The organism is Streptomyces sp. NPDC097129 (assembly GCF_055668065.1).
Map to the genome: position 1 here is coordinate 371,888 of NZ_JBVOQE010000004.1, position 24,480 is coordinate 396,367.

The 24,480-nt window shown below is 65.7% G+C and carries 16 protein-coding genes, 3 tRNA genes and 2 pseudogenes; 11 read left to right on the plus strand and 10 right to left on the minus strand.

What is annotated here, in order from left to right:
* Nucleotides 1–3: 3 nt before the first annotated feature.
* Nucleotides 4–885, minus strand: coding sequence for a non-homologous end-joining DNA ligase (ligD, locus tag AC0B9F_RS15535; RefSeq protein ID WP_472002742.1), 882 nt, complete (start codon nucleotides 883–885; stop codon nucleotides 4–6).
* Nucleotides 886–956: 71 nt separating this feature from the next.
* Here ligD and ku point away from each other — a divergent pair, with 71 nt between their 5' ends.
* Nucleotides 957–2,024: a non-homologous end joining protein Ku gene (gene ku / locus AC0B9F_RS15540; protein ID WP_472002744.1), complete on the plus strand. Its 1,068-nt coding sequence runs from the start codon at nucleotides 957–959 to the stop codon at nucleotides 2,022–2,024.
* A gap of 30 nt (nucleotides 2,025–2,054) precedes the next feature.
* Here ku and AC0B9F_RS15545 read toward each other — a convergent pair whose 3' ends face one another.
* Together AC0B9F_RS15545 and AC0B9F_RS15550 are read right to left on the minus strand one after the other, a co-directional pair.
* Entirely contained in the window at nucleotides 2,055–3,839 is a 1,785-nt protein-coding gene (locus AC0B9F_RS15545; RefSeq protein ID WP_472002746.1) for a beta-ketoacyl-[acyl-carrier-protein] synthase family protein, read from the minus strand.
* Nucleotides 3,840–4,221: 382 nt separating this feature from the next.
* Complete coding sequence (locus AC0B9F_RS15550; RefSeq protein ID WP_472002748.1) at nucleotides 4,222–4,605, minus strand: hypothetical protein; 384 nt, start codon at nucleotides 4,603–4,605, stop codon at nucleotides 4,222–4,224.
* Between the two features lie 456 nt (nucleotides 4,606–5,061).
* Between AC0B9F_RS15550 and AC0B9F_RS15555 the strand changes: the two genes are divergently transcribed.
* Nucleotides 5,062–5,334, plus strand: a complete 273-nt coding sequence (locus AC0B9F_RS15555; RefSeq protein WP_472002750.1) for a putative quinol monooxygenase — start codon at nucleotides 5,062–5,064, stop codon at nucleotides 5,332–5,334.
* Nucleotides 5,335–5,373: 39 nt separating this feature from the next.
* Here AC0B9F_RS15555 and AC0B9F_RS15560 read toward each other — a convergent pair whose 3' ends face one another.
* The 6 genes from AC0B9F_RS15560 to AC0B9F_RS15585 all read right to left on the minus strand — a co-directional run bounded on the left by AC0B9F_RS15560 (nucleotide 5,374) and on the right by AC0B9F_RS15585 (nucleotide 14,486).
* Nucleotides 5,374–6,924, minus strand: a complete 1,551-nt coding sequence (locus tag AC0B9F_RS15560; protein WP_472002752.1) for a serine/threonine-protein kinase — start codon at nucleotides 6,922–6,924, stop codon at nucleotides 5,374–5,376.
* Between the two features lie 498 nt (nucleotides 6,925–7,422).
* Nucleotides 7,423–7,481 (minus strand) — tRNA-Ser (locus AC0B9F_RS15565).
* A gap of 268 nt (nucleotides 7,482–7,749) precedes the next feature.
* Nucleotides 7,750–10,866 carry a type I restriction endonuclease subunit R gene (locus AC0B9F_RS15570; RefSeq protein WP_472002754.1) on the minus strand — a complete coding sequence of 1,039 codons (3,117 nt, stop codon included), beginning with the start codon at nucleotides 10,864–10,866 and terminating at the stop codon, nucleotides 7,750–7,752.
* Nucleotides 10,863–12,113 (minus strand): restriction endonuclease subunit S, encoded by a 1,251-nt coding sequence (locus AC0B9F_RS15575; RefSeq protein ID WP_472002756.1) that lies wholly within the window; start codon nucleotides 12,111–12,113, stop codon nucleotides 10,863–10,865. The genes AC0B9F_RS15570 and AC0B9F_RS15575 overlap by 4 nt, the downstream gene beginning before the upstream one ends.
* Nucleotides 12,110–12,883 (minus strand): hypothetical protein, encoded by a 774-nt coding sequence (locus AC0B9F_RS15580; protein WP_472002758.1) that lies wholly within the window; start codon nucleotides 12,881–12,883, stop codon nucleotides 12,110–12,112. Before AC0B9F_RS15580 ends, AC0B9F_RS15575 begins: the two co-directional genes overlap by 4 nt.
* 22 nt (nucleotides 12,884–12,905) lie before the next feature.
* Complete coding sequence (locus tag AC0B9F_RS15585; RefSeq protein WP_472002760.1) at nucleotides 12,906–14,486, minus strand: type I restriction-modification system subunit M; 1,581 nt, start codon at nucleotides 14,484–14,486, stop codon at nucleotides 12,906–12,908.
* A 740-nt stretch (nucleotides 14,487–15,226) separates the two neighbouring features.
* On the opposite strand from AC0B9F_RS15585, the gene AC0B9F_RS15590 reads away from it, so the two are divergent.
* From AC0B9F_RS15590 to AC0B9F_RS15610, 5 genes and pseudogenes are all read left to right on the plus strand, one after another.
* Nucleotides 15,227–15,312 (plus strand) — tRNA-OTHER (locus AC0B9F_RS15590).
* Nucleotides 15,313–15,595: 283 nt separating this feature from the next.
* A pseudogene (locus AC0B9F_RS15595) lies at nucleotides 15,596–16,252 on the plus strand (8-oxoguanine DNA glycosylase OGG fold protein).
* 256 nt (nucleotides 16,253–16,508) lie between these two features.
* A pseudogene (locus AC0B9F_RS15600) lies at nucleotides 16,509–16,619 on the plus strand (excisionase); the annotation flags it as partial.
* Nucleotides 16,616–17,989, plus strand: coding sequence for a tyrosine-type recombinase/integrase (locus AC0B9F_RS15605; protein ID WP_472002762.1), 1,374 nt, complete (start codon nucleotides 16,616–16,618; stop codon nucleotides 17,987–17,989). The pseudogene AC0B9F_RS15600 and the gene AC0B9F_RS15605, both read left to right, overlap by 4 nt.
* A 189-nt stretch (nucleotides 17,990–18,178) precedes the next feature.
* Nucleotides 18,179–19,033 carry a nuclease-related domain-containing protein gene (locus AC0B9F_RS15610; protein ID WP_472002764.1) on the plus strand — a complete coding sequence of 285 codons (855 nt, stop codon included), beginning with the start codon at nucleotides 18,179–18,181 and terminating at the stop codon, nucleotides 19,031–19,033.
* A gap of 275 nt (nucleotides 19,034–19,308) precedes the next feature.
* Here the strand turns inward: AC0B9F_RS15610 and AC0B9F_RS15615 are convergent.
* Nucleotides 19,309–19,380, minus strand: a tRNA-Arg gene (locus AC0B9F_RS15615).
* A 191-nt stretch (nucleotides 19,381–19,571) separates the two neighbouring features.
* On the opposite strand from AC0B9F_RS15615, the gene AC0B9F_RS15620 reads away from it, so the two are divergent.
* The 4 genes from AC0B9F_RS15620 to AC0B9F_RS15635 all read left to right on the plus strand — a co-directional run bounded on the left by AC0B9F_RS15620 (nucleotide 19,572) and on the right by AC0B9F_RS15635 (nucleotide 24,478).
* Nucleotides 19,572–20,075, plus strand: a complete 504-nt coding sequence (locus AC0B9F_RS15620) for a response regulator (RefSeq protein WP_472002766.1) — start codon at nucleotides 19,572–19,574, stop codon at nucleotides 20,073–20,075.
* 312 nt (nucleotides 20,076–20,387) lie between these two features.
* Nucleotides 20,388–21,620, plus strand: coding sequence for an ArgS-related anticodon-binding protein NrtL (gene nrtL, locus AC0B9F_RS15625; protein WP_472002768.1), 1,233 nt, complete (start codon nucleotides 20,388–20,390; stop codon nucleotides 21,618–21,620).
* Nucleotides 21,621–21,639: 19 nt separating this feature from the next.
* Nucleotides 21,640–23,031, plus strand: coding sequence for a diaminopimelate decarboxylase (gene lysA, locus AC0B9F_RS15630; protein WP_472002770.1), 1,392 nt, complete (start codon nucleotides 21,640–21,642; stop codon nucleotides 23,029–23,031).
* A 157-nt stretch (nucleotides 23,032–23,188) separates the two neighbouring features.
* Complete coding sequence (locus AC0B9F_RS15635) at nucleotides 23,189–24,478, plus strand: homoserine dehydrogenase (RefSeq protein ID WP_472002989.1); 1,290 nt, start codon at nucleotides 23,189–23,191, stop codon at nucleotides 24,476–24,478.
* The last annotated feature ends 2 nt before the right edge of the window (nucleotides 24,479–24,480 follow it).

A 24,480-nucleotide genomic window follows, 5' to 3' on the forward strand; every position in this document is an offset into this window, starting at 1 on the left:
CACTCAGGGCACCGGTCCCGCGCGCCCCGGATCCAGCAGCGGCGCCAGCAGGTCGCCGTAGTCCTGGAGCCGGGGCGCGATGTCACCGGCGCCGAACGCCAGCTGCTCCGGCGCCCGGCACTCCTCGATCTCCTCCCAGGTCACCGGCGCCGACACCCAGGGGTGCGAGCGGGCCCGCAGCGTGTAGGGCGTCGCGGTGGTCTTGCGGGCGGCGTTCTGGCTCCAGTCGACGAACACCTTCCCGGGCCGCAGGCTGCGCGTCATGCGGTGCAGCGCGAGGCGCGGCATGGCCTTCTCCGCCTCGACGGCGAGCTGCTTGGCGTACTCGGAGGTGCGCTCGGACGGCGCCGGCCGCACGGACGCCAGCAGATGCAGCCCCTTCGACCCGGATGTCTTGGCGTACGCCTCGATCCCGTCCTCGGCCAGCCGCTCCCGCAGCCACAGCGCGACCTCGCAGCACTCGACGACGCTCGCGGGCGGCCCGGGGTCGAGGTCGAAGACGATCCGGTCGGCCACGTCCGGCGTCTGCACCCGCCACTGGTGCGTATGGAACTCCGCGACCTGGTTCGCCGCCCACATCAGGCTCGCCAGATCCTGCACGACCACCATCCGCGCCGGCCCCTCCGAGCGGGGCACGGCGGCGGTCGTGACCCAGTCGGGCGTACCGGGCGGCACGTTCTTGGTGAAGAACCGCTGGCCGTCCGGCCCGTCCGGATAGCGCAGGAACGACACCGCGCGGTCCCGCAGGTGCGGCAGCAGCGCCCCGGCCGTGGTCGCGTAGTAGTGCAGCACCTCGGCCTTGGTGAACCCGGTCGCCGGATACAGCACCTTCTCCAGGTTGCTGAGCGCGATCCGCCGCCCCTCCACCTCTGTGATCGGCGTCATACGATGAGAATTCCCCACAAACGGGAGATATCCGTAGTTATGCGGACCAACCCGACCGAAAGGGTGTGCACGTGAGATCCATCTGGAACGGCGCCATCTCGTTCGGCCTGGTCAGCATCCCGATCAAGCTGGTCAACGCGACCGAGAGCCACTCCATCTCCTTCCGCCAGATCCACACCGAGGACGGCGGCCGCATCCGCTACCGCAAGTTCTGCGAGCTGGAGGAGCGCGAGGTCACCCAGTCGGAGATCGGCAAGGGCTACGAGGACGCGGACGGCTCGATCATCCCGATCACCGACGAGGACCTGGCCAGTCTGCCGCTGCCCACGGCGAAGACCATCGAGATCGTGGCGTTCGTCCCGGCCGACCGGATCGACCCGCTCCAGATGGACGCCGCGTACTACCTCGCCGCCAGCGGCGCCCCGGCCGCCAAGCCGTACACCCTGCTGCGCGAGGCCCTCAAACGCAGCAACAAGGTCGCCATCGCCAAGTACGCGCTGCGCGGCCGCGAGCGCCTCGGCATGCTCCGGGTCGTCGGCGACGCCATCGCCATGCACGGCCTGCTGTGGCCCGACGAGGTCCGCGCGCCGGAAGGCGTCGCGCCGGACGCCGACGTCACCGTCCGCGACAAGGAACTGGACCTCGCGGACGCCCTGATGGACACCCTCGGCGAGGTGGACATGGACGACCTGCACGACGAGTACCGGGAGGCGGTGGAGGAGGTCATCGCCGCCAAGGTCTCCGGGGTGGCCCCGCCCGAGGCCCCCGAGCCCGCGGCCGGCGGCACGGTCCTGGACCTCATGGCGGCCCTGGAGAACAGCGTGCGCGCGGCCCGCGAGTCCCGCGGCGAGAGCGGCGGCGCGGGGGAGACCCCGGCGTCGAAGGAGGAGGCCGAGGTCAGGCCGCTGCGGGGGCGCAAGACGGCGGCGAAGAAGGAGGCGGCTTCGGCTTCGGCGAAGAAGGCGCCCGCTTCGGCTGCGGCGAAGAAGTCCGCCGCGAAGAAGACCGCGGCCTCGGCGAAGAAGTCGACGGCGAAGTCCGCGCGGAGCACCGGCGCGAAGAAGACGGCGGCCTCGTCGAAGGCCACGGCGAAGAAGACCCCGGCGAAGAAGACGGCGTCCCGCAAGCGCAGCGCGTGAGGGGACGGCCGTCTTCTGTGTCGGAGGGGCTCAGGCCACGCGCCGAAGCGCCAGCACGGCGTTGTGCCCACCGAACCCGAACGAGTTGCTGAGCACGAGATCACCGTCCTGAGGCAGCTGCCGTGCCGCACCCGTGACGACGTCGAGCCCGATGGAGTCGTCGATCGCCGCGCTCCCCACCGTGGGCGGTACGACACCGTCGCGCAGCGTGAGAACGGCGGCGACGGCCTCCACACCACCGGCGGCCCCCTGCAGATGCCCGAGGTGCCCCTTGAGCGCGGTCACCGGAACGGCCCGCGCCCCGAGCACGTCCCGCAACGCGGCGGCCTCGGCCAGATCCCCCTCCACGGTCGCGGTGGCATGCGCGTTGACGTGGACGACGTCGACGACATGCCCCCCGGCGTCCCGCAGGGCCCGCCGCAGCGCGAGCGCGACCCCGCTCCCGCTCGGATCGGGCGCGGCCATGTGGTGGGCGTCGGCGGACAGCCCCCACCCGGCGGCCTCGCAGTAGATCCGCGCACCGCGGGCCCGGGCATGCTCCTCGGCCTCCAGGACGAGCACGCCGGCGCCTTCCCCGTTGACGAACCCGTCACGGTCGGAGCCGAAGGGCCGAGAGGGCGAGATCCCGCCCTCCAGCGGGTGCGTGGACAGCGCCCGCATGGCGGCGAAGGAGGCCATGATCGCCGGCGTGACGACAGCCTCGGCGCCCCCGGCGAGGGCGACGTCGATCCGTCCGTACCGTATGCGGTCGATGGCCTCCCCGATGGCCTCGGTCCCGGACGCGCAGGCGCTGGTGACGGTCCGGGCCTCCCCGGTGATGTGCAGATCGAGGGAGACCTGCGAGGCGGCCTGCGAGGGCACGGTCATGGGCGTGGTGAGCGGCGACACCCCACGGGCCCCGCGCTCCCGCAACTTCCGGTCCCCGCCGACCAGCACCGAAGCATCCCCGAGAATGGCCCCAAGACAGACCCCGACCCGCGAGGGATCGACGTCGCTGGCCAGCGTCCCACCCTCCTGGAACCCGGCACCGCCCCAAGCCTCCCGCCCCGCCAGCACGGCGAACTGTGCGGCCCGGTTCATCCGCCGCGCGACGGCCCGCGGCAGCACGTCCCCCGGATCGACGGGCACGACCCCGGCGACCCGCACGGGCAGCTCGCCGAACTCGGGATCATCGACCTCCCGAATCCCATGCCGGCCCTCCATCAGCCCGCGCCACAACTCCCCGACCCCGAGCCCGAGCGGAGTGACGGCCCCAAGCCCGGTGACGACGACGCGCCGGGGCCGGTGTGCGGAGGCATAGGCGCTGGGCCGAGGCGTGTACCGCACGACGACCTCTTCGTAATGCTGGGCGTCGGCCGCCCACTCCCGCACCTCCTCATCGGAGTGAGCGACCCCACTCCCGTCATCGAGACCCCGATGCCAGACCCCCCACCGCCGCACGTAGGTTTCCTCGACGGCCCCGGGATCGACAACCCGCAGGAACCGAACCCGATCCCCGTCCCGGAACCGAGCCTGCGCCACATCGTCGGACTCGAGGACCGGCACACTCACAGGATCCACCCGCGCCCCGGCGACGGTGACCCGCGCATGCCGCGCCACGACGTGCTCCCGCCCCGGCCCCCCGAGCGCGGGCCGCAGGAAGAGCCGTATCCACTCGGGAGCCTCGGGCAGCGTGTGAGTGACGACGTACCAGCACGCCTGCGCAGCCCCCGCGGCCGAGAGGTCGACAAGATCCCCGGGAATCACCTCGGCGGCGCTGACGGAGTGGGGGTCGAGGGTGAGTCGGTTTTCCATCTCTCCGGACGAATTGGACATACTGCACCACGCTTCCTGATCCCGAACTGGCGTAAAGCGGACGGGAATGAGTGAAGCGGGCGAAGACCCAAAAAGCCACAGTTGAATACTGAATCTGCGAACTGGGTCACATGGGTGGTGTAGGCGCACCCGCCCGACGCAACGTCAATTAACGCGTGATTCGGGCAAATTGCTCTAAACGGCCAAAATTGCCTGTGTTGGACGTCACGTAGCCGTCGCGACCGGGCAGCGACGGTCGAGCGGCTCGTGCAGTTCGGCACCGGACAGTGCCCGGTTGGCAGCTGCTCCTTCTGCGGTGTGAGGAGCTGGAGGTGTAGCCGCTTCGGAGCGGGGTCGGTGGCAGTGGACGCGGGAACGTACGGGCTCCGAGTTGCTCCATGGCTCAGCTGAACGGATAGCCGATCTCCGTAAGGTCCTCTGCGAGGTCTCTCAGGGCGATCTCTGAGTTCAACCCACGGACTACTTCTTCGGTCAGAGGACGCGAAGAGAAGACGTGACGAACGGCCTCCAGATCGACCGGCATCTCGTAGCAGTCCTCGGCCCACCGTTGGAACGCTTCCGGCGAGCGATCCAACAACAGCTGGGAGAGGTACGCGCCGTCTGGATCTTCCGTTTCCGCGCCAGGGAAGTCGATCGCCCCTGCTCTCCAGCTGTCATCGCCGGTCTCCCGCCACATGCACGCAGTGACGAGAGGTATGCCGTCCGCAGCCGAGAACGCCGGCCCCTCAACACACGGCTGGAAGACGTCACGAACCTCATCGAGCACTCCAGGCCATGGCCCGTCCTCAGCGCAGGGGGCTCATCGGCGATTCATGATCGAATCCCCGGATCTAGGCACCGACGGACGAGAAAACGATCGAGTACTCGTCACCGGATCCGTTCCGCATGGAAGCCATCGACTCGATCTCGGACCAGTAGTCGTCGAAGGAGTAATAGGCGGTCTTCCCCCCCCTCGGCTCAGGACTCCCTCCACGGTGGCCATGGAGCGGCAGTGCTCACGGAGGACTGCATACCCGGCAGTTGCCGAGCAACGTCATGAACGGTCGCCCGCTCATCCAAGCGCACGCCTGCTCGTACCGGGCTCCTACCTGGCTGATGACGGTCGGCCCCATCCGGGGCGCTACGAAAAGGGCGACTCACCTGCGGCAACGCAGCACACGCCCGCTTCCCAGCCCCACACGCCTGCACATACGCGAAGACCCCGACATCAGCGATTCTGCTGGTGACGGGGTCCACCGCATTCGATGAGTTGGTGGCGCGGACTGGTGCGCAGATCCGGGCGAACGAGCCTGGAACAGTGATTTACGCGGTACACCGTGTTGATGGCCGTCCGTTGCGGCGTGCGTTCTACGAGCTCTATCTGGACGAGGCGGCTTTCGATGAGCACGAGTCGAAGGACTACGTACGTGCCTTCCTCTTCGAGCGGGAGAGGTACCTCTCTGCCACGGAGGTTGATCGCCTGGACTTCGTCTCTGGCAAGGGTGCGGAGGGCTGAGCGACGCCCAAGCATGTCACCCCGCATGTCAAAGATCATTTACGAGACGGCCCCTTTATGCCCCGATACCGAACCCGCCCGGCGCGTCCTGATCTCGCGCGTGCAGTACAGCGCGATGGCCGACACGCCCACGGCGAGGGGGACCCATTGCGGCGAGACGAACCAGACATATTGAAACCAGAACCGCTGACCTGACACCAATTCCGTGAACGTGCCGAGTACCGCGACGGCGTTGACGCCGACGAGGCCGTAGCCGATTCCGCGGGTCCGGCGCTTCGCCCGGGGGGTGAGGGCCGCGGTCATGGCCAAAAGGCCCGTCAGCGTGAGCGTGGAGATCCCGCCGACGGGCAGCCGGTAGCCCCAGTCGGTCCCGCCGATGGAGGCGTCGTCGGCGACGGCGACCGCGACCACCGCGGCGTAGACGCAGAAGAGGAGCATCGGTGGGAGGAATCGGAGCGGCAGGGCCACGCCTGCTTGCCAATGGGGTCGTCTCTGCACGGCGAACCACACGATCAGCCCCCCGGTGGCGACGGCGATCGCACCGGCGCCGCTGGCTACGTCGCGACCGTCGGCGACTCCGTTGATATTGACCGCGGTCACCGTGGCGGCCACCAGCGTGATGAGGCACCAGACCGCAACCGCGATCCAGGAGCGCGCCACAGCAGGCTTCCTGAGATTAGAGCCAGGGGGAGGCGGCGACGGGGAAGCGTCTGTCAGCAGCGCGGTGACCGCCGGCATGGGCTCAGGGGCTTCCGCAAGCCTGCGCAGGGCCCGGGCGGCGTCGGCAGCGTCCGCGTACCGCTCTGCGGGATCCTTGCGCAATAGCTTGAGCAGGGGAGCATCCCATGCCTCTGGCACACCCGCGGCCACGGAACTGGGCGCGGGCGGCTGCTGGCTCAGGTGCGCCGTCAGATAGCCGACGCTGTCCGGGGCCTGGAATGGCAGCCTGCCGGTGACCAACTCGAAGAGCAGGCAGCCCAACGCGTACAGATCGCTCCGCGGTTCCGGGTAGCCACGCGCCTGCTCCGGCGCCATGTACGGGGGCGTGCCCACGATGAACCCGGTCTGGGTGAGCCGGTCTGCGGTCGCGTAGGGATCGGCGGCGCGTGCGACACCGAAGTCGAGGACTTTCACCGTTCCGGCAGGTGTGACGAGGATGTTGGACGGTTTTATGTCCCGGTGCATGACGCCATGAGCGTGCGCGTCACCCAACGCGTCACAGATCTGAGCGCCCCACCGGGCCGCCTCGGCCAGATTGATGGAGCCTTCGCGGAGCTTGACGTCGAGTCCTTCGCCGCGCACCAACTCCATGACCAGAAAGGGCGCGGTGCCTCTCTGCGTCCCGCTCTGCCCGAGATCGTGGACGGTCACGACGTACGGATGTTGCAGCCGGGCGGTGATCCGCGCTTCGCGCAGAAAACGGGCGCGAGCCTCATCCCCACGGCTTCCGCCGCCGGCGAGGAGAGAGATCACCTTGACAGCGACCTGCCGGTCTAGCGTCTCGTCTCGTGCCTCCCAGACCTCGCCCATGCCGCCCTCGCCGAGCTGCCGGACCAACCGGTACCGGCCTCCCAGAAGCTGGCCCTCCACTGCGCCCTCCCCGTCGTGGACTCACCTGTGCGTCTGCGCTCCGGGCTCCTCGATCATGGCACTCGGCGCAGAGCGCCACCCGCAACATCTGAGATATCAGAGGGCGTTATCAGGTCTTCCCTCGTTTGGTGCCGCTCGGACGAGACTCAAGCGCCTGGTCAGCCGCTTGGATCCTCGTCAAAGGCCGAACCCTGGCCGCTACACTCAACCCCGCCTGCACAACTTGTTTTCGCCGGATGACGGGATAACCATCAGGCCAGTCGGCACGTCGCAGATCATTTGCGGAACAGTCTTTAGCGAGGGCCTGGGCCGTGGTGGGTCGATTTCGCCGGCCCTCTCATTCGTCGGGCTGACTTGGGCAGAGGCCCCAAGACCCTGTCCACGAGTCCACAGACCCCGACATACGCCCGCTCCGGGCGGCACACGCCTGCACATACGCCAAGACCCCGGCCTCAGCGTTTCCGCTGGTGACGGGGTCTTTGGGCACCTGATCCAAGGTGCCCCCGGCAGGATTCGAACCTGCGCACACGGCTCCGGAGGGCGCTTCGGTCCCTGGCGTATGCACAGGTCAGCGCTCCCCCACAGCGCGGTGGGTCGAAACTCGTCCACAGATAGTCCACGATCTCTGGCTGCGGACGAATTGACGACAAGATCAGCTGTCAGCGGTCATGTGTTGGGCTACCGTTTGGTCGGCTGGCGACGGTTCTCTTCACAGCGCCTGAAAAGATAGAAGCCAACGGTTTGCCCCTTGATCGCGACGTTCTGGCCAGAGGACATGAACTTGTCGCGGTTCTGCTGCCCCGCTCGACAAAGGCGAAAGAGCCGTTACTGGTAGTCGTTTCCTCCAGCGCCCAGCCCAAAGAACCGCTCGAAGAACTGTGTCAACGTTTCGATCACACGCTTCTTCTTGTCGCTGTGGCCGCCTTCGCGACTGAAACGAGAGACGGGGGGCAAGATCTTTGTAATCTCCGTACCAGTCGTACGGATCTGCCCGTCACGGAACGCGGCCGTGATGAACGCCCGGGTCTGCTCGGGCTTGAGTTTTTGCTCCTCGATGATCGCCGCGAGTTCAGCACCTCGCTTCGCCTCCACGTACGCCTGCCACTGTTCATCGACAGCGCCGTGCACAGACAGCGAGTTCACGAAGTCTTCAACAAGGTCACGCTTGCTCCGCAGGCTCGGGCTAGCGTCGACCGCACGCGAGATCTGGGCACGAATCTCCTTGTCCTTACCGTCCCCACGCTCGGCCCGCATCTTCTCAACGAGCATCAAGATGTAGTCGACGTTGATCTCGACCTGCTTGACCAGTTCGATCTCGAAGACGACATCCTCGTTTATGCGCTCCTTCTCCGTGGCGGTCTCTGCACGGAACTCGGCGTACAAGTTGAGGTAGACACTGCGGTAGTCCTGGTGCTGGCGATCTGTCAACAGGTCCTGGCCGGCGAAGTCGTCAAACTCGGTCAGGATGTTGTGCAGCCGCAGTACGGCACCGAAAAGGTTGATGAATGCCTTCTGGGCCTGCTCCCCGATGATAGGGGCGCCAAGCGGGAAGGTCTGTAGCAGCTCGGTGACCTTCTCCACGTACTCGCTGTAGTACTCGCTGTAGGGCGGCACGATGACGATGCCCTTGGCGTCCTTGTTCCCGAACAGCTCGAGAGCCGAGTTCGTCTCCTGTTCAAGGTCACGGAAGACGACGATATTCCCGTGGCGTTTGACAGAATTGAGGATCCGGTTGGTGCGCGAGTACGCCTGGATCAAACCATGCATCTTTAGGTTCTTGTCGACGAACAGCGTGTTCAGCGTGGTCGCGTCGAAGCCGGTGAGGAACATATTCACCACGATGACCAAGTCGATCTCGCGGTTCTTCATTCGCTGCGACAGGTCCCTGTAATAGTTCTGGAACTTGTCGGCGCTGGTGTCGTAGCTGGTGCCGAACATCGCGTTGTAGTCCCGGATCGCATCTTCCAGGAACGTGCGCGCGTCTCCGCTCAGGGCGTCGGTGTCGAACGCCTCGTCGTCAAGAATCCCGTCATCGGTGGTCTCGTTCGCGCCGTAGGAGAAGATGATGCCCACCTTCAGCCGCTGATCCGGGGTGAGCGCCTCCTGCTGATGCTTAAACTGCAAGTAATAGCGCTGCGCTGCCTCGATTGAGGCGGTGGCGAGCAGGGCGTTGAAGCCGCGGACTCGCTTCTTCTCACGAAGCGCCTCTACCTGACGCCTCGTCCGGGTCGATTCCGCAACATTGGCGACAACCGCGTGCTCATAGCTCGTCTGCCGTTTCGTCTTCTGATCGAAGTGGGCCAGGATGTACGTCGTGATCTCGCGGAGCCGGCGCACATCCAACAGAGCGCGCTCCCGATCGATCGCCGAGACCTGCTTATCGTCTGGGTTGCCGACCTTGATCGTGTTGACGTAGTCGATTCGGAACGGCAGGACATTTCTGTCCGTGATCGCGTCTATGATCGTGTACGTGTGTAGCTTGTCACCGAAAGCCTGCTCAGTGGTCTTCATCAGCGGATTTCCGCCACTCGAGGAGTTGACCGGGAAGATCGGGGTACCGGTGAAGCCGAACAGGTTGTACCGCTTGAAGGCTCGCGTAATGTCGGTGTGCATGTCGCCGAACTGCGACCGGTGACACTCGTCGAAGATGATCACGGAGTGGCCCGAGAACACCTCGTGTCCCCGGTTCGCCTTGATGAACGTCGACAGCTTCTGGATCGTCGTGATGATGATGCTTGCGTTCGGATTCTCGAGCTGCTTCTTCAAGATCGCCGTGGACGTATTCGAGTTGGCGGCGCCTTTCTCGAAGCGGTCGTACTCGCGCATCGTCTGGTAGTCGAGATCCTTACGGTCGACGACGAACAACACTTTCGCGACATCGGGTAGCTTCGATGCCAGCTGCGCAGCCTTGAACGACGTCAGCGTCTTACCCGACCCGGTCGTATGCCAGACGTACCCGCCCGCCTCGACAGTGCCAAGCGTCCTGCGGTTCGTCGAGCACTCGATCTTCCGCAAGATCCGCTCCGTCGCCACGATCTGGTACGGCCGCATCACTAGCAGGTCACGATCGGCTGTCAGCACGCAGTACTTCGTCAGCACGTTCAACAGCGAGTGCTTGGCGAAGAACGTCTTGACGAACGCGGTCAGCTCCGTTATCGGCTTGTTCTGCGCGTCCGCCCACCACGACGTGAACTCGAACGAGTTGCTTGACCTCTTGCCCTTGCCCGCGCCGGCAGCTTTCTGGTTGTCCTTCAAGTGCTTCGAGCGGGTGCTGTTGGAGTAGTACTTCGTCAACGTGCCATTGCTGATCACGAACAACTGCACATACTCGAACAACCCAGAGCCCGACCAGAAGCTATCGCGCTGGTACCGGTTGATCTGGTTGAACGCCTCACGGATGTCCACCCCACGGCGCTTGAGCTCGATATGCACCATCGGCAGACCGTTGACTAGCACCGTCACGTCGTACCGATTAGCGAAGCTCGCACCGCCCTGGCCTCGGTCAACGTCATACTGGTTGATGACCTGCAGACGATTGTTGTGGACGTTCTTCTTGTCGATAAGAGTGATGTTCTTCGTCGAGCCATCGTCACGGTTCAGAATCTGAACGTGGTCTTCCTGGACCCGCACCGTCTTCTCTACGATGCCCTCGTTCTGTCCGGCAATCTTAGTGGAGAAGAAGGACTCCCACTCAGAATCCGAGAACGACACGTGGTTTAGCGCCTCAAGCTGGAGTCGCAGGTTCGCGACAAGCTGCGCCTCCGATATGATTGGGAGGTACTCATACGCCTGCGACTCCAGCAGACGGATCATCTCCCGCTCAAGCGCCGCCTCCGATTGGTACGCTGCGACTCTAGAGACATCGGGGACGTACTCAGCAACGACGGTACTTTCAGCCGAGACGGCAATCGGCTCATACTCGCGCGCCTGCGCTTCCCTCATGCCGCAGCCTCCTTGAACGTCAAGAGCCGATCACGGTAGTACTCGTACTGCTTGCGACGTTCGCTCAGCTCAGTGGGAAGCGCGACGCTGATGTCGTGTACAAGGCTTTCGAACGTGCGAAGTGCGGCTGCAATTCGCTCCTGCTCTTCAAAGGAGGGGAGTGGGATTTCCCACCCGAAGAATGACTTCGAATCGACGGCTGCCATGGATCCATCCGTACGCACACAACTCGAACGGATCCGCTCGCTATCCGCCCGGAGCGCCTGATAGACGTAATCTGCGCTGACACCATCTCCTGGCACCAGCGCCCGTATATCCTGATTAACTGTGGTATCGGTGTCGATCAATCCGACAGGAAGGATTCGACGAAGGATGTTCGATCGCATTACCACGACAACTGACGGTGAGGGGATGAGACGAAGCGTCGTCTCCTCAAGCGCCACTGAAGTGATACGCCCTCGAATCTCGCTCGTGGTTGTATCGCTGACATCCATCGACGCGAGCCACGGAATGGATCCGCCTTCCCAGTAAGCGGGATTTGACTTCGATGGCGTCATACCGCCGAACCACCTACCCAGACTCGATAGGGGCTTCCGTTCGGCTTTCACGTTGTCCAGCATCAGCTCTCGGAAGTACTCATACTGGCGGCGGCGCGCCTCCAGCTCCGCCTCCAGCTCCGCCTCCAGCTCCGCCTCCAACTTAGCGAACTGGTCCAACACCTTCACAATCTCCCGCTGCACCTCAAGGGGCGGGACCGGAATTTTCACCGTTGCGAGCTTATTTGCGGAAACGTCGATAACCTTGGTGCCCGTAGCGCGACGCTTTTTCTCGTAATAGAATGCTGGGGATTGGAACCAGTAGGCAAGATACTTGGAGTCGATAGACGGCTTAATAGACGGCTTAATGACAGTTGCATGCCCCCCCGTTACAATAGCCTCGCTACCGAGCCACGCAACAGCTTTACCCACGTCATCGAGATTCTCGCTGGTATTAGTGATGATGAGATCGCCAGGATTTACCTTCGCCAGTCTTGCAGCCTTCTCTTCGGGTACGTGCGAAATTACTTCAGTGGCCCAGGTGCCGTAATGCGTATAGATCTGGCCGTAGTGAATACAGCCGACCCCTCCATCCGTGAAGTCCGATTTCGGCATTCCGTTACCGCGTACCAGTTCTGCGATCGTGCCGAGCTCTTTGAACTTGACTCCGTCCGGGCACAGTTCCTGAAGCATTTCATCGATACTGGTCACGCGACGCTTCCTCCTGCGATCTCACTAATGCTTTTAATGTCCCAGCCCAGCTCTTCGATCGCTCGCGCGTATTCGTTGTCACGGCTTACTTCGTCAACGACACCTAGGACCAGCTGGAGGCAGGGCTTGTACTTCTGGAGCGCCTCCTCTTCGCTTGACTCGCCATGGATAATATTGCTGAGCTCACGAAATAGCTGATATCCATCACTTGAGAAGCGCCGTGGAATGATATTGCGAACTTCATTCACTTTCTCTAGCACCACAGCAAAAGGGAAATTTTTCCCATTGTTCTTCTTTGTCTCGATCTCGGCAATCTCGGCCACTTCGAACGTAACGAGCTCGAAGATCTTGCGAAGGTAGACGATCGATCCGGCACCAAGTTGGTTCTCATACGCCAGCTGCGCTCGCTTGACCAGATCCGAGAATGGCCCGCGATGACTGTCAACCCGGTCAGCGCGGTCGCGAAGGTTCTCTGTGTAGCGCTCGATGCGCACTTCTGGTGCGACACCAGAAATGTCACCGTTGCTGCCGATGAGGAACCATATTTCCACGGATGACTGACATTCAATACATTGTAGCGTGGCGTCGATACTGATTTGATTGTCACCGAGACCCAAACACGACAGCTCATCTCCAGACACGAAAGTTCGCTGAGTGTCACAGGTGCGGCAATGAAAATTCCTGAGGACCTTCCCTACTTTGATTCTCTTGTGCTTGCCCCACTTCAATGCGTGCCCGTCGAGGAAACCATCCACTTGCATGGTTGCCACAGTGGGAGCGTCGGAGAGGAGTTTAGACAGGCGCATTTCCCCCTGCTTCCAGCTCGGAAACGATCGCGTCGATCGACGTGCGCAGCTTCGCCTGCCGCTCCACGATGCGGGCGATCTCAGCGTTCAACTCGACGATGTCGACCTCCGTGCGCGTGTCCGCCGCCTCCACATAAGACGACACAGCGATGTTGTAGTCGTTCGTCGCGATGTCCTCGATGCTGACGAGCGTGCTGAAGTGATCTTCCGGCTCCCGCGTGGTGAACGCGTTGAGGATCCTCGCCTGGTGCTCCTCGAGCAGCTTGTTCTTGTTGCCGACGCGCTTATACTCGGCTGAGGCGTCGATAAAGAGCACCTCGCTGGAGTTTTTCGACTTCTTCAGCACGAGAATGCACGTGGCGATCGTGGTTCCGAAGAACAGATCGGCAGGCAACTGGATCACCGTGTCGACGTAGTTGTTGTCGATCAGGTACTTACGGATCTTCTTTTCCGCACCCCCGCGGTATAGCACCCCAGGGAACTCTACGATCGCGGCCGTGCCGTTGACGGCGAGCCAGCTGAGCATGTGCATCGTGAAGGCCAGGTCGGCCTTCGACTTCGGCGCCAGCACGCCCGCCGGCGCAAACCGCTCATCGTTGATCAGTAGCGGGTTATCGTCACCTTCCCACCTGATCGAGTACGGCGGGTTGGAGACGATCGCCTCGAACGGTTCATCGTCCCAGTGCGCCGGGTCGATGAGAGTGTCGCCGTGCGCGAGGTTGAAGTCGGAGTAGTTCACGTCGTGTAGGAACATATTGATCCGGGCAAGGTTGTACGTGGTCAGGTTGATCTCCTGACCGTAGAAACCCCGCTGGACATTGTTCTTGCCGAGCACCTTGTCGAATTTCAGCAGCAACGAGCCCGACCCGACCGCCGGGTCATAGACCTTGTTAACCTGCTTCTTGCCGACGACTGTGATGCGCGCCAGCAGTTCCGAGACCTCCTGCGGCGTGTAGTACTCACCACCGGACTTGCCCGCGTTGGCCGCGTACATCTGCATCAGGTATTCGTAGGCATCCCCGAACAGGTCGATCGAGTTGTCCTCAAACCGCCCCAGTGGCAGATCGCCGATGGCGTTGAGCAACTTCACGAGCTTCTGGTTGCGCTTGGCGACCGTTCCTCCAAGCTTGTTGCTGTTGACGTCAAGATCGTCAAACAGCCCCTTCAGATCCTCCTCGCTGTCGGTTCCCAGCGCCGAGCCCTCGATGTTCTTGAAGACCCGAGCGAGCGTTTCATTGAGGTTCTCGTCCCGCGCGGCGCGCTCGCGGACATTGGCGAACAGTTCCGACGGCAGAATGTAGAAGCCCTTCTCTGCCACCACCTCGTCACGAGCGAACTCGGCCTGTGCGTCGGGAAGTACCTTGTAGTCGAACGTCTCATCTCCAGCTTCATGTTCGCCGCGGTTGATGTACGCCGTTAGGTTCTCGGAGATGAAGCGATAGAAGAGCATGCCCAGCACGTAGGTCTTGAAGTCCCAGCCGTCGACGCTGCCGCGCAGGTCGTTCGCGATACGCCAGATCGTCTTGTGCAGCTCTGTCCGCTGGCCTTCTTTGGTGGTCGGTGCCATGTTGCAGCTGTTCTCCTCCGCGCCACGGCGCGATCACGTTGCTTCGAAGTGCGCACCTAGGGTACCGGCGACACAGCCACGGCAGCTGTAGTTCCGATCATGATGGGGTGACCTGCAGCTACGGGTGACAGGTTCGGGGGTCTAGACGGTGTCCCGTAACTGCTGGTCACGATTAAGATGATCTTGTCGTGGCTGGTGTGTCACGGCACCGGCGCCAAGCTCGTCACCGCGCTGCGGAGCGAGGGGGTCGATCCGGTCCGCCGGGTCGGTCGTGGAGCCTGCCGCTTGTTGCTGTGGGCAAAGGAGACTTTCCGGTCCCATCGGTACATCTCCATGTTCTTCATTCCCTGAGCGGCGCCGTGATGGCGTTTGACTCAACCCTCCACTTTCCCCAGCTCCCATCCCGTCCGCCGTCGACCCACACATCGTGGAGCGGGCGTGGTTCATGGCGTCCAGGCGGAGCGCGCCACTGCACGAACGACCTGGACGCCATGGGCCGCGTCTGCTCGGCTCTGCCTGGGTCGACGGTGGTCGGGATGGGAGCTCCCCACGCACACCCCTACGGACCCGCAGCCGGGAATGGCGCCCCCTCCATCCCGGTGCCGGCCGATCCCCCGCCGGAGGCATTGTCCTGACCGTGGGCCGCGCTCTGCGGTGATCGACTCATACCTAGTGGCTCTACCCACATGTGGCCGCGCGCCGGCGCAGCGCGGGCGGAGCGAGCCGAAGGCAGAAGCGTCGCCCAGCGCAGCCGGGAAGCGCGCCCGGCGGAGCGGAGTGCAACCGGGGCTACATGTCATCGTGGGTTCAAGTCCCACACCGGGCCAGTAGGTTGGCCTCCCCTGATCAGGAGATACGGTCGGGGCCGTTGCCTTGCGTTGTGCCCCCTCATCTCCGTGGTTCCCTGTGGTTTCCCGCTCGATCGTGTACGAATGGGGCCCGGCACCTTCTCATTCGTAGCTCTATGTGGCTCGGTCTGTGACGGGCGTATCGGCTGTGCTGCGGCTTGGCGAGAAGGCTGGAGGTGGGCCGGTTGCTGTATTTCGCTGTTGTACCGCCCGCCCGGTGATCAGGGGCGCCATGCTGTTCCCATGGCGTCCCAGAGAGAGATGGTGGAGCGGCTGAGGCCGCTCGTTGAGGTACATCGTGGACGTCGACAGCTACCTGTGCGATTCCACCCTGCGACTTGGCGTCCCTGGCTGGCGCCCCATGGGGCGGCACATGTACTAGGACTCGGTGCGGACACCACTTCGACGTCAGGTGACCGCCTCATCAGCCGCGATGACCTTGCTGGGGCAAGGCAAGCGCTCGGCGACGACCCAGAAGAACTCCGTGACCTGTTCGTCGCGGTCATGATCTGGGGAGCAGGGACAACCAATGGGCGAGCGCCCCGCTACACCAGCGCTGCCCTCGGAGATGCCCGGCTCCAAACGTTTTGGAGGCGACGCGAAGCGCTGGCCGGGTCGGCGACCTGACACGGGCGTACACCGCGTTCACTGAGGCGGTCGTTCTTCACCAAGTGGTTTGCCACAGTCGATGACCGGGATGCCGAGTGTGAGCGTGCCTTGATCCTGGATGACCGCGTCTTCCACTCCCTCAACGCGCTCGGCTGGTCCAGCAGAGATGCAGCGAGCACACGTCGTTGGGCAGCTCGATACGCCACCTATGTGAGGGCCATGCACGAGTGGGCCGGCTCCTTGGGCGTCACGGCGGCCTGGCTCGAGTGGTTGATGTTCGACCTGGACGGCCATGTAGAGACCGAATGAAAGCTGCGGTTACGTGGAGTCGACTCGGTCACTGCCCTGGCTGAACAGCGGGGCAGCGAGGTAGTCAGGCATGGTGGAGGTGGCTCTAATTTTCCCTTTCATTCCCTTGCTCGCTCTGGTGCGGCTGTGGCTTGTGGTGTGGCGACGTACGCCCGTACCGAGGACGCTTGGCTTGTGAATAGCGTAGGACTGTTGATTCCGCTACGGCATCAAGGTCGGTGTAGCGGCTTCGGGCTAAGGTTGCTCTGGCGCGAGTTGGCGTGAGCTGGGGATGGGGCCCACGGCCTTCAAGCTGCCCAACGGTGAGCTTCGGGTCTGGCGCAGTGATTTCACCTCGTGGCTCCGGCAGTTGGAGGAGGCAGCGTGAAGTCTCTCGACGTCAAGGTCTGGGGCGTACGCAAGCGGGACACCAAGACGCCTTCGTACGGCGTCCGCTGGTCCGTCGCGGGGAACGTCTTCTCTGACTCGTTCCGTACCAAAGCGCTGGCTGATCACTACCGAGCGAAGCTTATGAGTGCCATGCGGGGCGGCGAAGAGTTTGACACGGAGACTGGTCTTCCAGCCTCGATGGAAGAGAAGAAGTCGCCATCGTCCTGGTACAACTTCGCCCTCAGGTATCTCGCAATGAAGTGGCCGCACGCTGCGCCCAATACGCGAGACGGCATCAACGAATCTCTGACCAGCGTGACCATGGAACTGCTAGCGGAGCGCGCAGGGCGACCGTCCGACGAGGAGATCCGCAAGGCCTTACGTAACTGGGCCTTCGTGCTGCCAGGTCCCGACGACCGGGAAGTCCCGGACAATGTCCGGAACGTCCTGCACTGGGTAGCGAAGGCTTCCCGGCCGCTCGCGGACCTCGCTGAACCGGCAACGGCCCGCGCGGTGCTCGACGGGCTGAAGCTCAAGCTCGACGGCACCGCGGCAGCTGCCGAGACTGTGCGGCGGAAGCGGCGGACCCTCGTCAACGCTGCGAACTACGCGGTCGACCTGGGCGAGCTGCGGGAGAATCCGATCACGGCGGTTCGCTGGCAGAAGCCCAAGGTCTCGAACCAGGTCGATCCGCGCGTTGTGGCCAACCCGGAGCAGGCACGCAATCTCCTGGCGGCAGTGTCCTACGTGGGCGGATACCGGCGTGCTCGCGGCCGGCGTCTCGTCGGGCTGTTCGCGGCGATGTACTTCGGTGGCCTCCGGCCCGCTGAGGCGGTCGGCCTGGTCGAGACTGACCTTGTCCTCCCTGAGCAGGGCTGGGGATCGGCGCTGCTCCACCGCACCCGTCCTTCGGTCGGCAAGCAATGGACGGACTCGGGGGAGACCCACGACGACCGCGGGCTCAAGAATCGACCGGCTGAGGACGTTCGGCGTGTGCCCATCCCGCCCCAGCTCGTCGCCGTGCTGCGCGAGCACCTGGCCACGTTCGGCACGGCGAAGGACGGGCGGCTCTTCTTCAGCGAGAAGGGCTCGGTCGTCCCGTCCTCGACCTACTACCGCGTATGGCAGGAGGCTCGGCTCCTGGCGCTTCCTCCGGCTGTCGGAGCCTCGCCGCTCGCGAGTAGGCCGTACGACCTTCGGCACTCGGCGCTGTCGACGTGGCTCAATGCGGGAGTGGATCCCACCGAGGTTGCCGAGCGCGCCGGCAACAGCGTTGAGGTCCTGCTGACCCGCTACGCGAAGTGCCTCGACGGACGGCAGGATGTCGCCAACCGGCGTATCGAGGACCTGCTCCGCGAGTACGAGTGAGACAACCTGCACCGACACTGAGGCCTCAGGCATGCCGCCTGGGGCCTCCTTCGTTTCGGCCCTACACGCGCCGATGCTTCGCTTCGTAACGGGCAAGCTGAGACGTGCGGCCTGCCCTGCGCTCTTGTGGCCTCATCTCGCTTGCTGCTGGCATGTCGGCAACGTCAATGCCGGAGCACTGGGGGCCTTGTGGAGCTGCACGTCACGCGCTGGAAGCGATACGGGCATGATCGTCTGTACGCCAACCTGCCTGATGGCACCGCGGTCGGTTGGGCCGACGTCACGTCGGGGGACATCACGGTCCTGCAGGCCGACTACCGCGACGACGTGATCACCGTGCTCACCAAGCACTTACAGAACCTCACTTGGCCTGTCTCGCCAGACAGGGCGCCGGGTGCTCAGGCGCGTCCGATGCTGCCGCCTCTGACGCTGGCCGATGACCTGGCCGTCAATACTCCCGGACAGTCCTTGCGTGGTCTGCTCGCCGAATCCGGCCCGGGGCTTATGGAGCGAGTCGTCTCACGGCTTTTGCGGCGGCCCACTGAGTGGGACTCCTGGCGAAAGGAATTGGCGGGGGAGCGTCGAGTGGGAGCCGAGCTGAACCGCTTAGGGCGCTACGGCTGGCGCGTCCTGCACTCCGCCCCCTTGGCCAACAAAGTGGATATCGATCACTTATTGATCGGGCCCGGTGGAGTGTTCAGCATCAATACGAAGTACCACCACAAGCGGGCCGTGTGGGTCGGGGACGATTCCGTGAAAGTCGATCACGGGAAACCGGCGCCCTACGCCCGCAAGAGCCGGGTGGAGGCCAAGCGGGTCGCCCGAGTGCTTGAGCGCTATTGCGACTTCCCGGTACCAGTGGAGCCGGTGCTCGTCTTCGTCGGTGTCACCGAGCTGAAGGTGGTCGCCACGCAGCTCGACGTCCGGGTGTACCAGGAGCGCCAGGTGTCGGCCCTCGGTCCGCTCTCAGGCGTTCTCCCGGCCCACCAGGTGGAGCAGGTGTACAGCGTTGCTCGTCATCGTCAGGCGTGGGCTCAGGCATGAGGTGGTGGCCGCGGTGAGGTGCCGGCAGTCCTTCTGGGTCGGCTGACGGTAGCCCCCGTGGCGTGACGGTTCCGTGCCGGGCGGGGGGCCTGGCGGCGGTGCGGGCTTGGCCTTTTCCGGGACCCCACCTGCGGCGATGCTCCAAGATCCCGTCCACGCCTCGTCCACAGACCTCGACATAGGGCCGCTCCGGGCGGCATACGCCTGCACATACGCGAAGACCCCGGCCTCAGCGTTTCCGCTGGTGACGGGGTCTTTGGGCACCTCATGCTGGGTGCCCCCGGCAGGATTCGAACCTGCGCACACGGCTCCGGAGGCCGTTGCTCTATCCCCTGAGCTACGGGGGCGTGTCAGCCGCTTGGTCGCGGTGACGGGTAGAACACTACCAGCTCCGACCGGGTGGTCATGAACGGGTTTTGGTGTCCGTGTCGATCTTCCGGTGGCGCGGCGCGTCAGCTTCGTGGGGCCACATCCCTCGCACGGGGTGGAAGTCACCAAAACCCGGACGCGATGGTCGGTCCGGACCTACTCTCGAGTTGTGTCAGGCGCATCGGGCCGGGTGCTTGTGGTGGACGACAACAAGGTCATCCGGCAGCTGATCAGGGTCAACCTCGAGCTGGAGGGTCTCGAGGTCGTGACCGCGGCCGATGGTGCCGAGTGTCTGGACGTGGTGCACGAGGTGCAGCCCGATCTTGTGACCCTCGACGTCGTCATGCCCCGGCTGGACGGTCTGCGGACCGTCGCCCGGCTGCGTGCGGATCCCCGTACCCGGGACCTTCCCGTCGCCATCGTCAGCGCCTGTCCGGAGTACGAGGTCGACGCCGGCCTCGATGTCCGCATCGACGCGTTCCTCGCCAAGCCCTTCGAGCCGCACGAACTCGTGCGGGTCGTCAGGGAATTGATCGAGCGCGGGCGGGAGCAAGGACGTGAGGGCGGCGCCCTCGGTGGCGCAGTGGGGGAGCGGGACTCCGTCGTTTCCGGGGACGCCGAGGGTGATCCGACCACCGACGACACCGAGCGCACGGCGCCCGGCGGAAGCTGACCGTCGGCGGGCGCCGCCGAGGGGCACGGTCCCAGGCGGGCTCCGGCGGCAGTGGCTACGGGTGGAATGAGGCGAGCCGTCAGGGCGTGGCGGTACGGCTCGGCGCCAGGAGTCGCTCCACCGGGACCAACGCCAAGAGTCGACCCGACGGACGACCCCCGGCGTAAGCCGCCCCCGCCCCAGCCCAGCGCGCCGCCCCCCCCGCCCTCGCCCCCGACCGTCATCCCGAGCCCCTACCGTCCCCCGTCCACATCCCGGACCCCCCCGAAACCGAGTCGCCTACCCACCCCCCTCCTCCCCTACGCTTGTCCCGTGACCCCCGTCGAGCTCTCCCGTACCGTGCTGTGCGCGGTGCGTCGTGCTGTCGACGTGGGGGAGCTGAGTGTGACCGTTCCCGAGCGGGCCGTGGTCACCGTGCCGGGGCCCGGGGGGTGCGGGGACTACGCGACCAACATCGCGCTGCAGCTGGCCCGGCCCGCCGGACGGCCCCCGCGTGATGTCGCCGAGGTCCTCCGGGGCCACCTCGCCCACGCCGACGGCGTCGCCCGCGTCGAGATCACCGGGCCCGGGTTCCTCAACATCAGCGTCGCGGAGAGCGGGACGGCCGCGCTGGTCCGGAAGATCCTCGATCAGGGGTCCGCGTACGGGCACAGCGACGCCCTCGCCGGGCAGGTCATCGAACTCCGCGTCCCGTACGAGATCCGTGCCGAAGTCGTCGCCGACGCACTCGCGCGGATCGCCGCCACGCAAGGCGCGCGCGTCGAGATCGCTCACGGCCGCACCCCACATGCCCACACCGGGCACGGCCAGGCGCAGGATGTGAACCTCCGTCCCTGCCCCGCCCCCGACGACCCCACCCCCCTCGGCCCCGACGCCGCCCGCTGGGCTCTGCTCCACCCCGCCCCGCACGACCGGCCCCGGATCAGCGCCGATCACCTCGTACAGCGGGAGACCAATCCGCTGTTCCGCGTCCGGTACGCCCATGCCCGCACCCGGGCTCTGCTCCGCAACGCCGCCGATCTCGGGTTCGCCCCCGAGCCGGGTGCCGTCGGCCGGCCGAACCAGACCGTCGACCGGCAAAGCCGCCTCGCCGACGACGGGTCGTACCAAGAAGCCGTCGACCGGCACAGCCGCCTCGCCGCCGACCGGCCGAGCCAAACCGTCGACCGGCACAGCCGCCTCCCCGCCGACCGGCCGAACCAGACCGCCGACCGCCACCCCCACCCCACCGCCGCCCGGCCGAACCACCCCGCCACCCGCCACCCCCACCCCGCCCCCAACCCGCACACCCCCCTCCTAGCCGCCCTAGCCGACCACCCCCGCATCCTCACCGCCGCCGTCACCCACCGCGGGCCCGACCGGCTTGCCCGGCATCTCGTCACCGTCGCCGATGCCACCCTTGCGCTGCTGCCCGGCGTGCTGCCGTGCGGCGAGGAGAAACCCTCGGCCGCCCACCGCGCCCGGCTCGCGCTCGCCGAAGCCGCCGGGACGGTGCTGGCCGGCGGCCTGTCCCTGCTCGGCATCGACGCACCCGACCACCTCTGAGCAAAAAAGAGACCCAGACATGAGCCGTTCCGCACATCCCGCCGGGCCCCGTCACGCCGACGTCCTCCCCGAGGGCCACTACTCCGCCCCGCCCACCGACCTCAACGCGCTCGACCCCAAGGTGTGGGCCGAGACCGTCGGCCGGGGCGAGGACGGCGTACTCACCGTCGGCGGGATCGACGTGAAGACGCTCGCCGAGACCCACGGGACCCCCGCCTACATCCTCGACGAGTCCGACTTCCGGTCCCGCGCGCGTGCCTGGCGCACCGCCTTCGGGCCCGACGCCGACGTCTTCTACGCGGGCAAGGCGTTCCTGTCCCGGGCCGTCGTGCGCTGGCTGCACGAGGAGGGGCTCAATCTGGACGTGTGCTCCGGCGGGGAGCTGGCCACCGCGCTGTCCGCCGGGATGCCGGCCGACCGCATCGCCTTCCACGGCAACAACAAGTCCGGGGAAGAGATCCAGCGGGCCGTCGAGGCCGGGGTCGGGCGGATCGTGCTCGACTCCTTCCAGGAGATCGTGCGCGTGGCCCACATCGCCCAGTCCCTGGGCAGGGTCCAGCGCGTGCAGATCCGGATCACCGTCGGCGTCGAGGCGCACACCCACGAGTTCATCGCCACCGCGCACGAGGACCAGAAGTTCGGGATTCCGCTCGCCGGCGGGCAGGCCGCCGAAGCCGTGCGGCGGGCCCTTCAGCTCGACGGGCTCGAGCTGATCGGCATCCACTCGCACATCGGGTCGCAGATCTTCGACATGTCCGGGTTCGAGGTCGCCGCCCACCGCGTCGTGGGGCTGCTGAAGGACATCCGCGACGAGCACGGCGTCGAGCTGCCCGAGATCGACCTCGGGGGCGGTCTCGGGATCGCGTACACCAGCGACGACGACCCGCGTGAGCCGCACGAGATCGCCAAGGCGCTCACCGAGATCGTCACCCGTGAGTGCGAGGCCGCGCGGCTGCGGACGCCCCGGATCTCCGTGGAGCCCGGGCGCGCCATCGTCGGGCCCACCGCGTTCACGCTGTACGAGGTCGGCACCGTCAAGCCGCTCGACGGGCTGCGCACCTACGTCTCCGTCGACGGCGGCATGTCCGACAACATCCGCACCGCGCTGTACGACGCCGAGTACAGCGTCGCGCTCGTCTCCCGTGCGTCCGACGCCGAGCCGATGCTCACCCGGGTCGTCGGCAAGCACTGCGAGAGCGGTGACATCGTGGTGCGGGACGCGTTCCTGCCGGCCGACCTGGCGCCGGGCGACCTCATCGCCGTACCGGCGACCGGGGCGTACTGCCGGTCCATGGCCAGCAACTACAACCATGTGCTCCGCCCGCCGGTCGTCGCCGTGAGGGACGGCGAGGCGCGGGTGATCGTCCGGCGGGAGACGGAGGAGGACCTCCTCCGGCTCGACGTCGGGTGACGGGCGGGTGAACCACGGACGGCGGCGGAAGATCTTCCGCTTCCACCCCGTCCGTAAATGAAATAAACGTCTCACAATCCGGACCAAGGGCAGAAAATCCCGTCCGGTGAGTGAGACTGGTCCAACCGTAGACGGTATGAGGAAACGAGGTCGGATGATGCGTACGCGTCCGCTGAAGGTGGCGCTGCTGGGCTGTGGAGTGGTCGGCTCAGAGGTGGCGCGCATCATGACGACGCACGCCGACGACCTCGCCGCCCGCATCGGGGCCCCGGTGGAGCTCGCCGGGGTCGCCGTACGGCGCCCGGGCAAGGTCCGCGAGGGCATCGACCCGGCCCTCGTCACCACCGACGCCACCGCCCTCGTCAAACGCGGCGACATCGACGTGATCGTCGAGGTCATCGGCGGTATCGAGCCCGCGCGGACCCTCATCACCACCGCCTTCGAGCACGGCGCCTCCGTCGTCTCCGCCAACAAGGCCCTGCTCGCCCAGGACGGGGCCGCCCTGCACGCCGTCGCCGACGAGCACGGCCGTGACCTCTACTACGAGGCCGCCGTCGCCGGCGCCATCCCGCTGATCCGGCCGCTGCGCGAGTCCCTCGCCGGCGACAAGGTCAACCGGGTGCTCGGCATCGTCAACGGCACGACCAACTTCATCCTCGACAAGATGGACTCCACGGGCGCCGGGTATCAGGAGGCCCTCGACGAGGCCACCGCCCTCGGGTATGCCGAGGCCGACCCGACCGCCGACGTGGAGGGGTTCGACGCCGCCGCCAAGGCCGCCATCCTCGCCGGGATCGCCTTCCACACGCGCGTGCGGCTCGACGACGTCTACCGCGAGGGCATGTCCGAGGTCACCGCCGCCGACTTCGCCTCCGCCAAGGAGATGGGCTGCACCATCAAGCTGCTCGCCATCTGTGAGCGGGCCGCCGACGGGCGGTCCGTCACCGCGCGCGTGCATCCCGCGATGATCCCGCTGACCCACCCGCTCGCCTCCGTGCGCGGCGCGTACAACGCCGTGTTCGTCGAGTCCGACGCCGCCGGTCAGCTGATGTTCTACGGCCCCGGCGCGGGCGGTTCGCCCACCGCCTCGGCCGTGCTCGGCGACCTGGTCGCCGTCTGCCGCAACCGGCTCAGCGGGTCCACCGGGCCCGGAGAGTCGGCGTATGCCGCCCTGCCGGTGTCGCCCATGGGCGACGTCGTCACGCGCTACCACATCAGCCTCGACGTGGCGGACAAACCGGGCGTGCTCGCCCAGGTCGCGACCGTCTTCGCCGAGCACGGGGTGTCCATCGACACCGTGCGCCAGCAGGGCAAGGACGGCGAGGCCTCCCTCGTCGTCGTCACCCACCGCGCGTCCGACGCGGCCCTGAACGGGACCGTCGAGGCGCTGCGCAAGCTCGACACCGTGCGGGGTGTCGCCAGCATCATGCGGGTTGAAGGAGAGTAACC

Excerpts from the sequence above, each read along its gene's own strand:
- ligD (WP_472002742.1), bottom strand. The coding sequence starts at position 885 with ATGACGCCGATCACAGAGGTGGAGGGGCGGCGGATCGCGCTCAGCAAC.
- AC0B9F_RS15545 (WP_472002746.1), bottom strand. The coding sequence starts at position 3,839 with ATGTCCAATTCGTCCGGAGAGATGGAAAACCGACTCACCCTCGACCCC.
- AC0B9F_RS15570 (WP_472002754.1), bottom strand. The coding sequence starts at position 10,866 with ATGAGGGAAGCGCAGGCGCGCGAGTATGAGCCGATTGCCGTCTCGGCT.
- AC0B9F_RS15585 (WP_472002760.1), bottom strand. The coding sequence starts at position 14,486 with ATGGCACCGACCACCAAAGAAGGCCAGCGGACAGAGCTGCACAAGACG.
- lysA (WP_472002770.1), top strand. The coding sequence starts at position 21,640 with ATGAGCCGTTCCGCACATCCCGCCGGGCCCCGTCACGCCGACGTCCTC.
- AC0B9F_RS15635 (WP_472002989.1), top strand. The coding sequence starts at position 23,189 with ATGCGTACGCGTCCGCTGAAGGTGGCGCTGCTGGGCTGTGGAGTGGTC.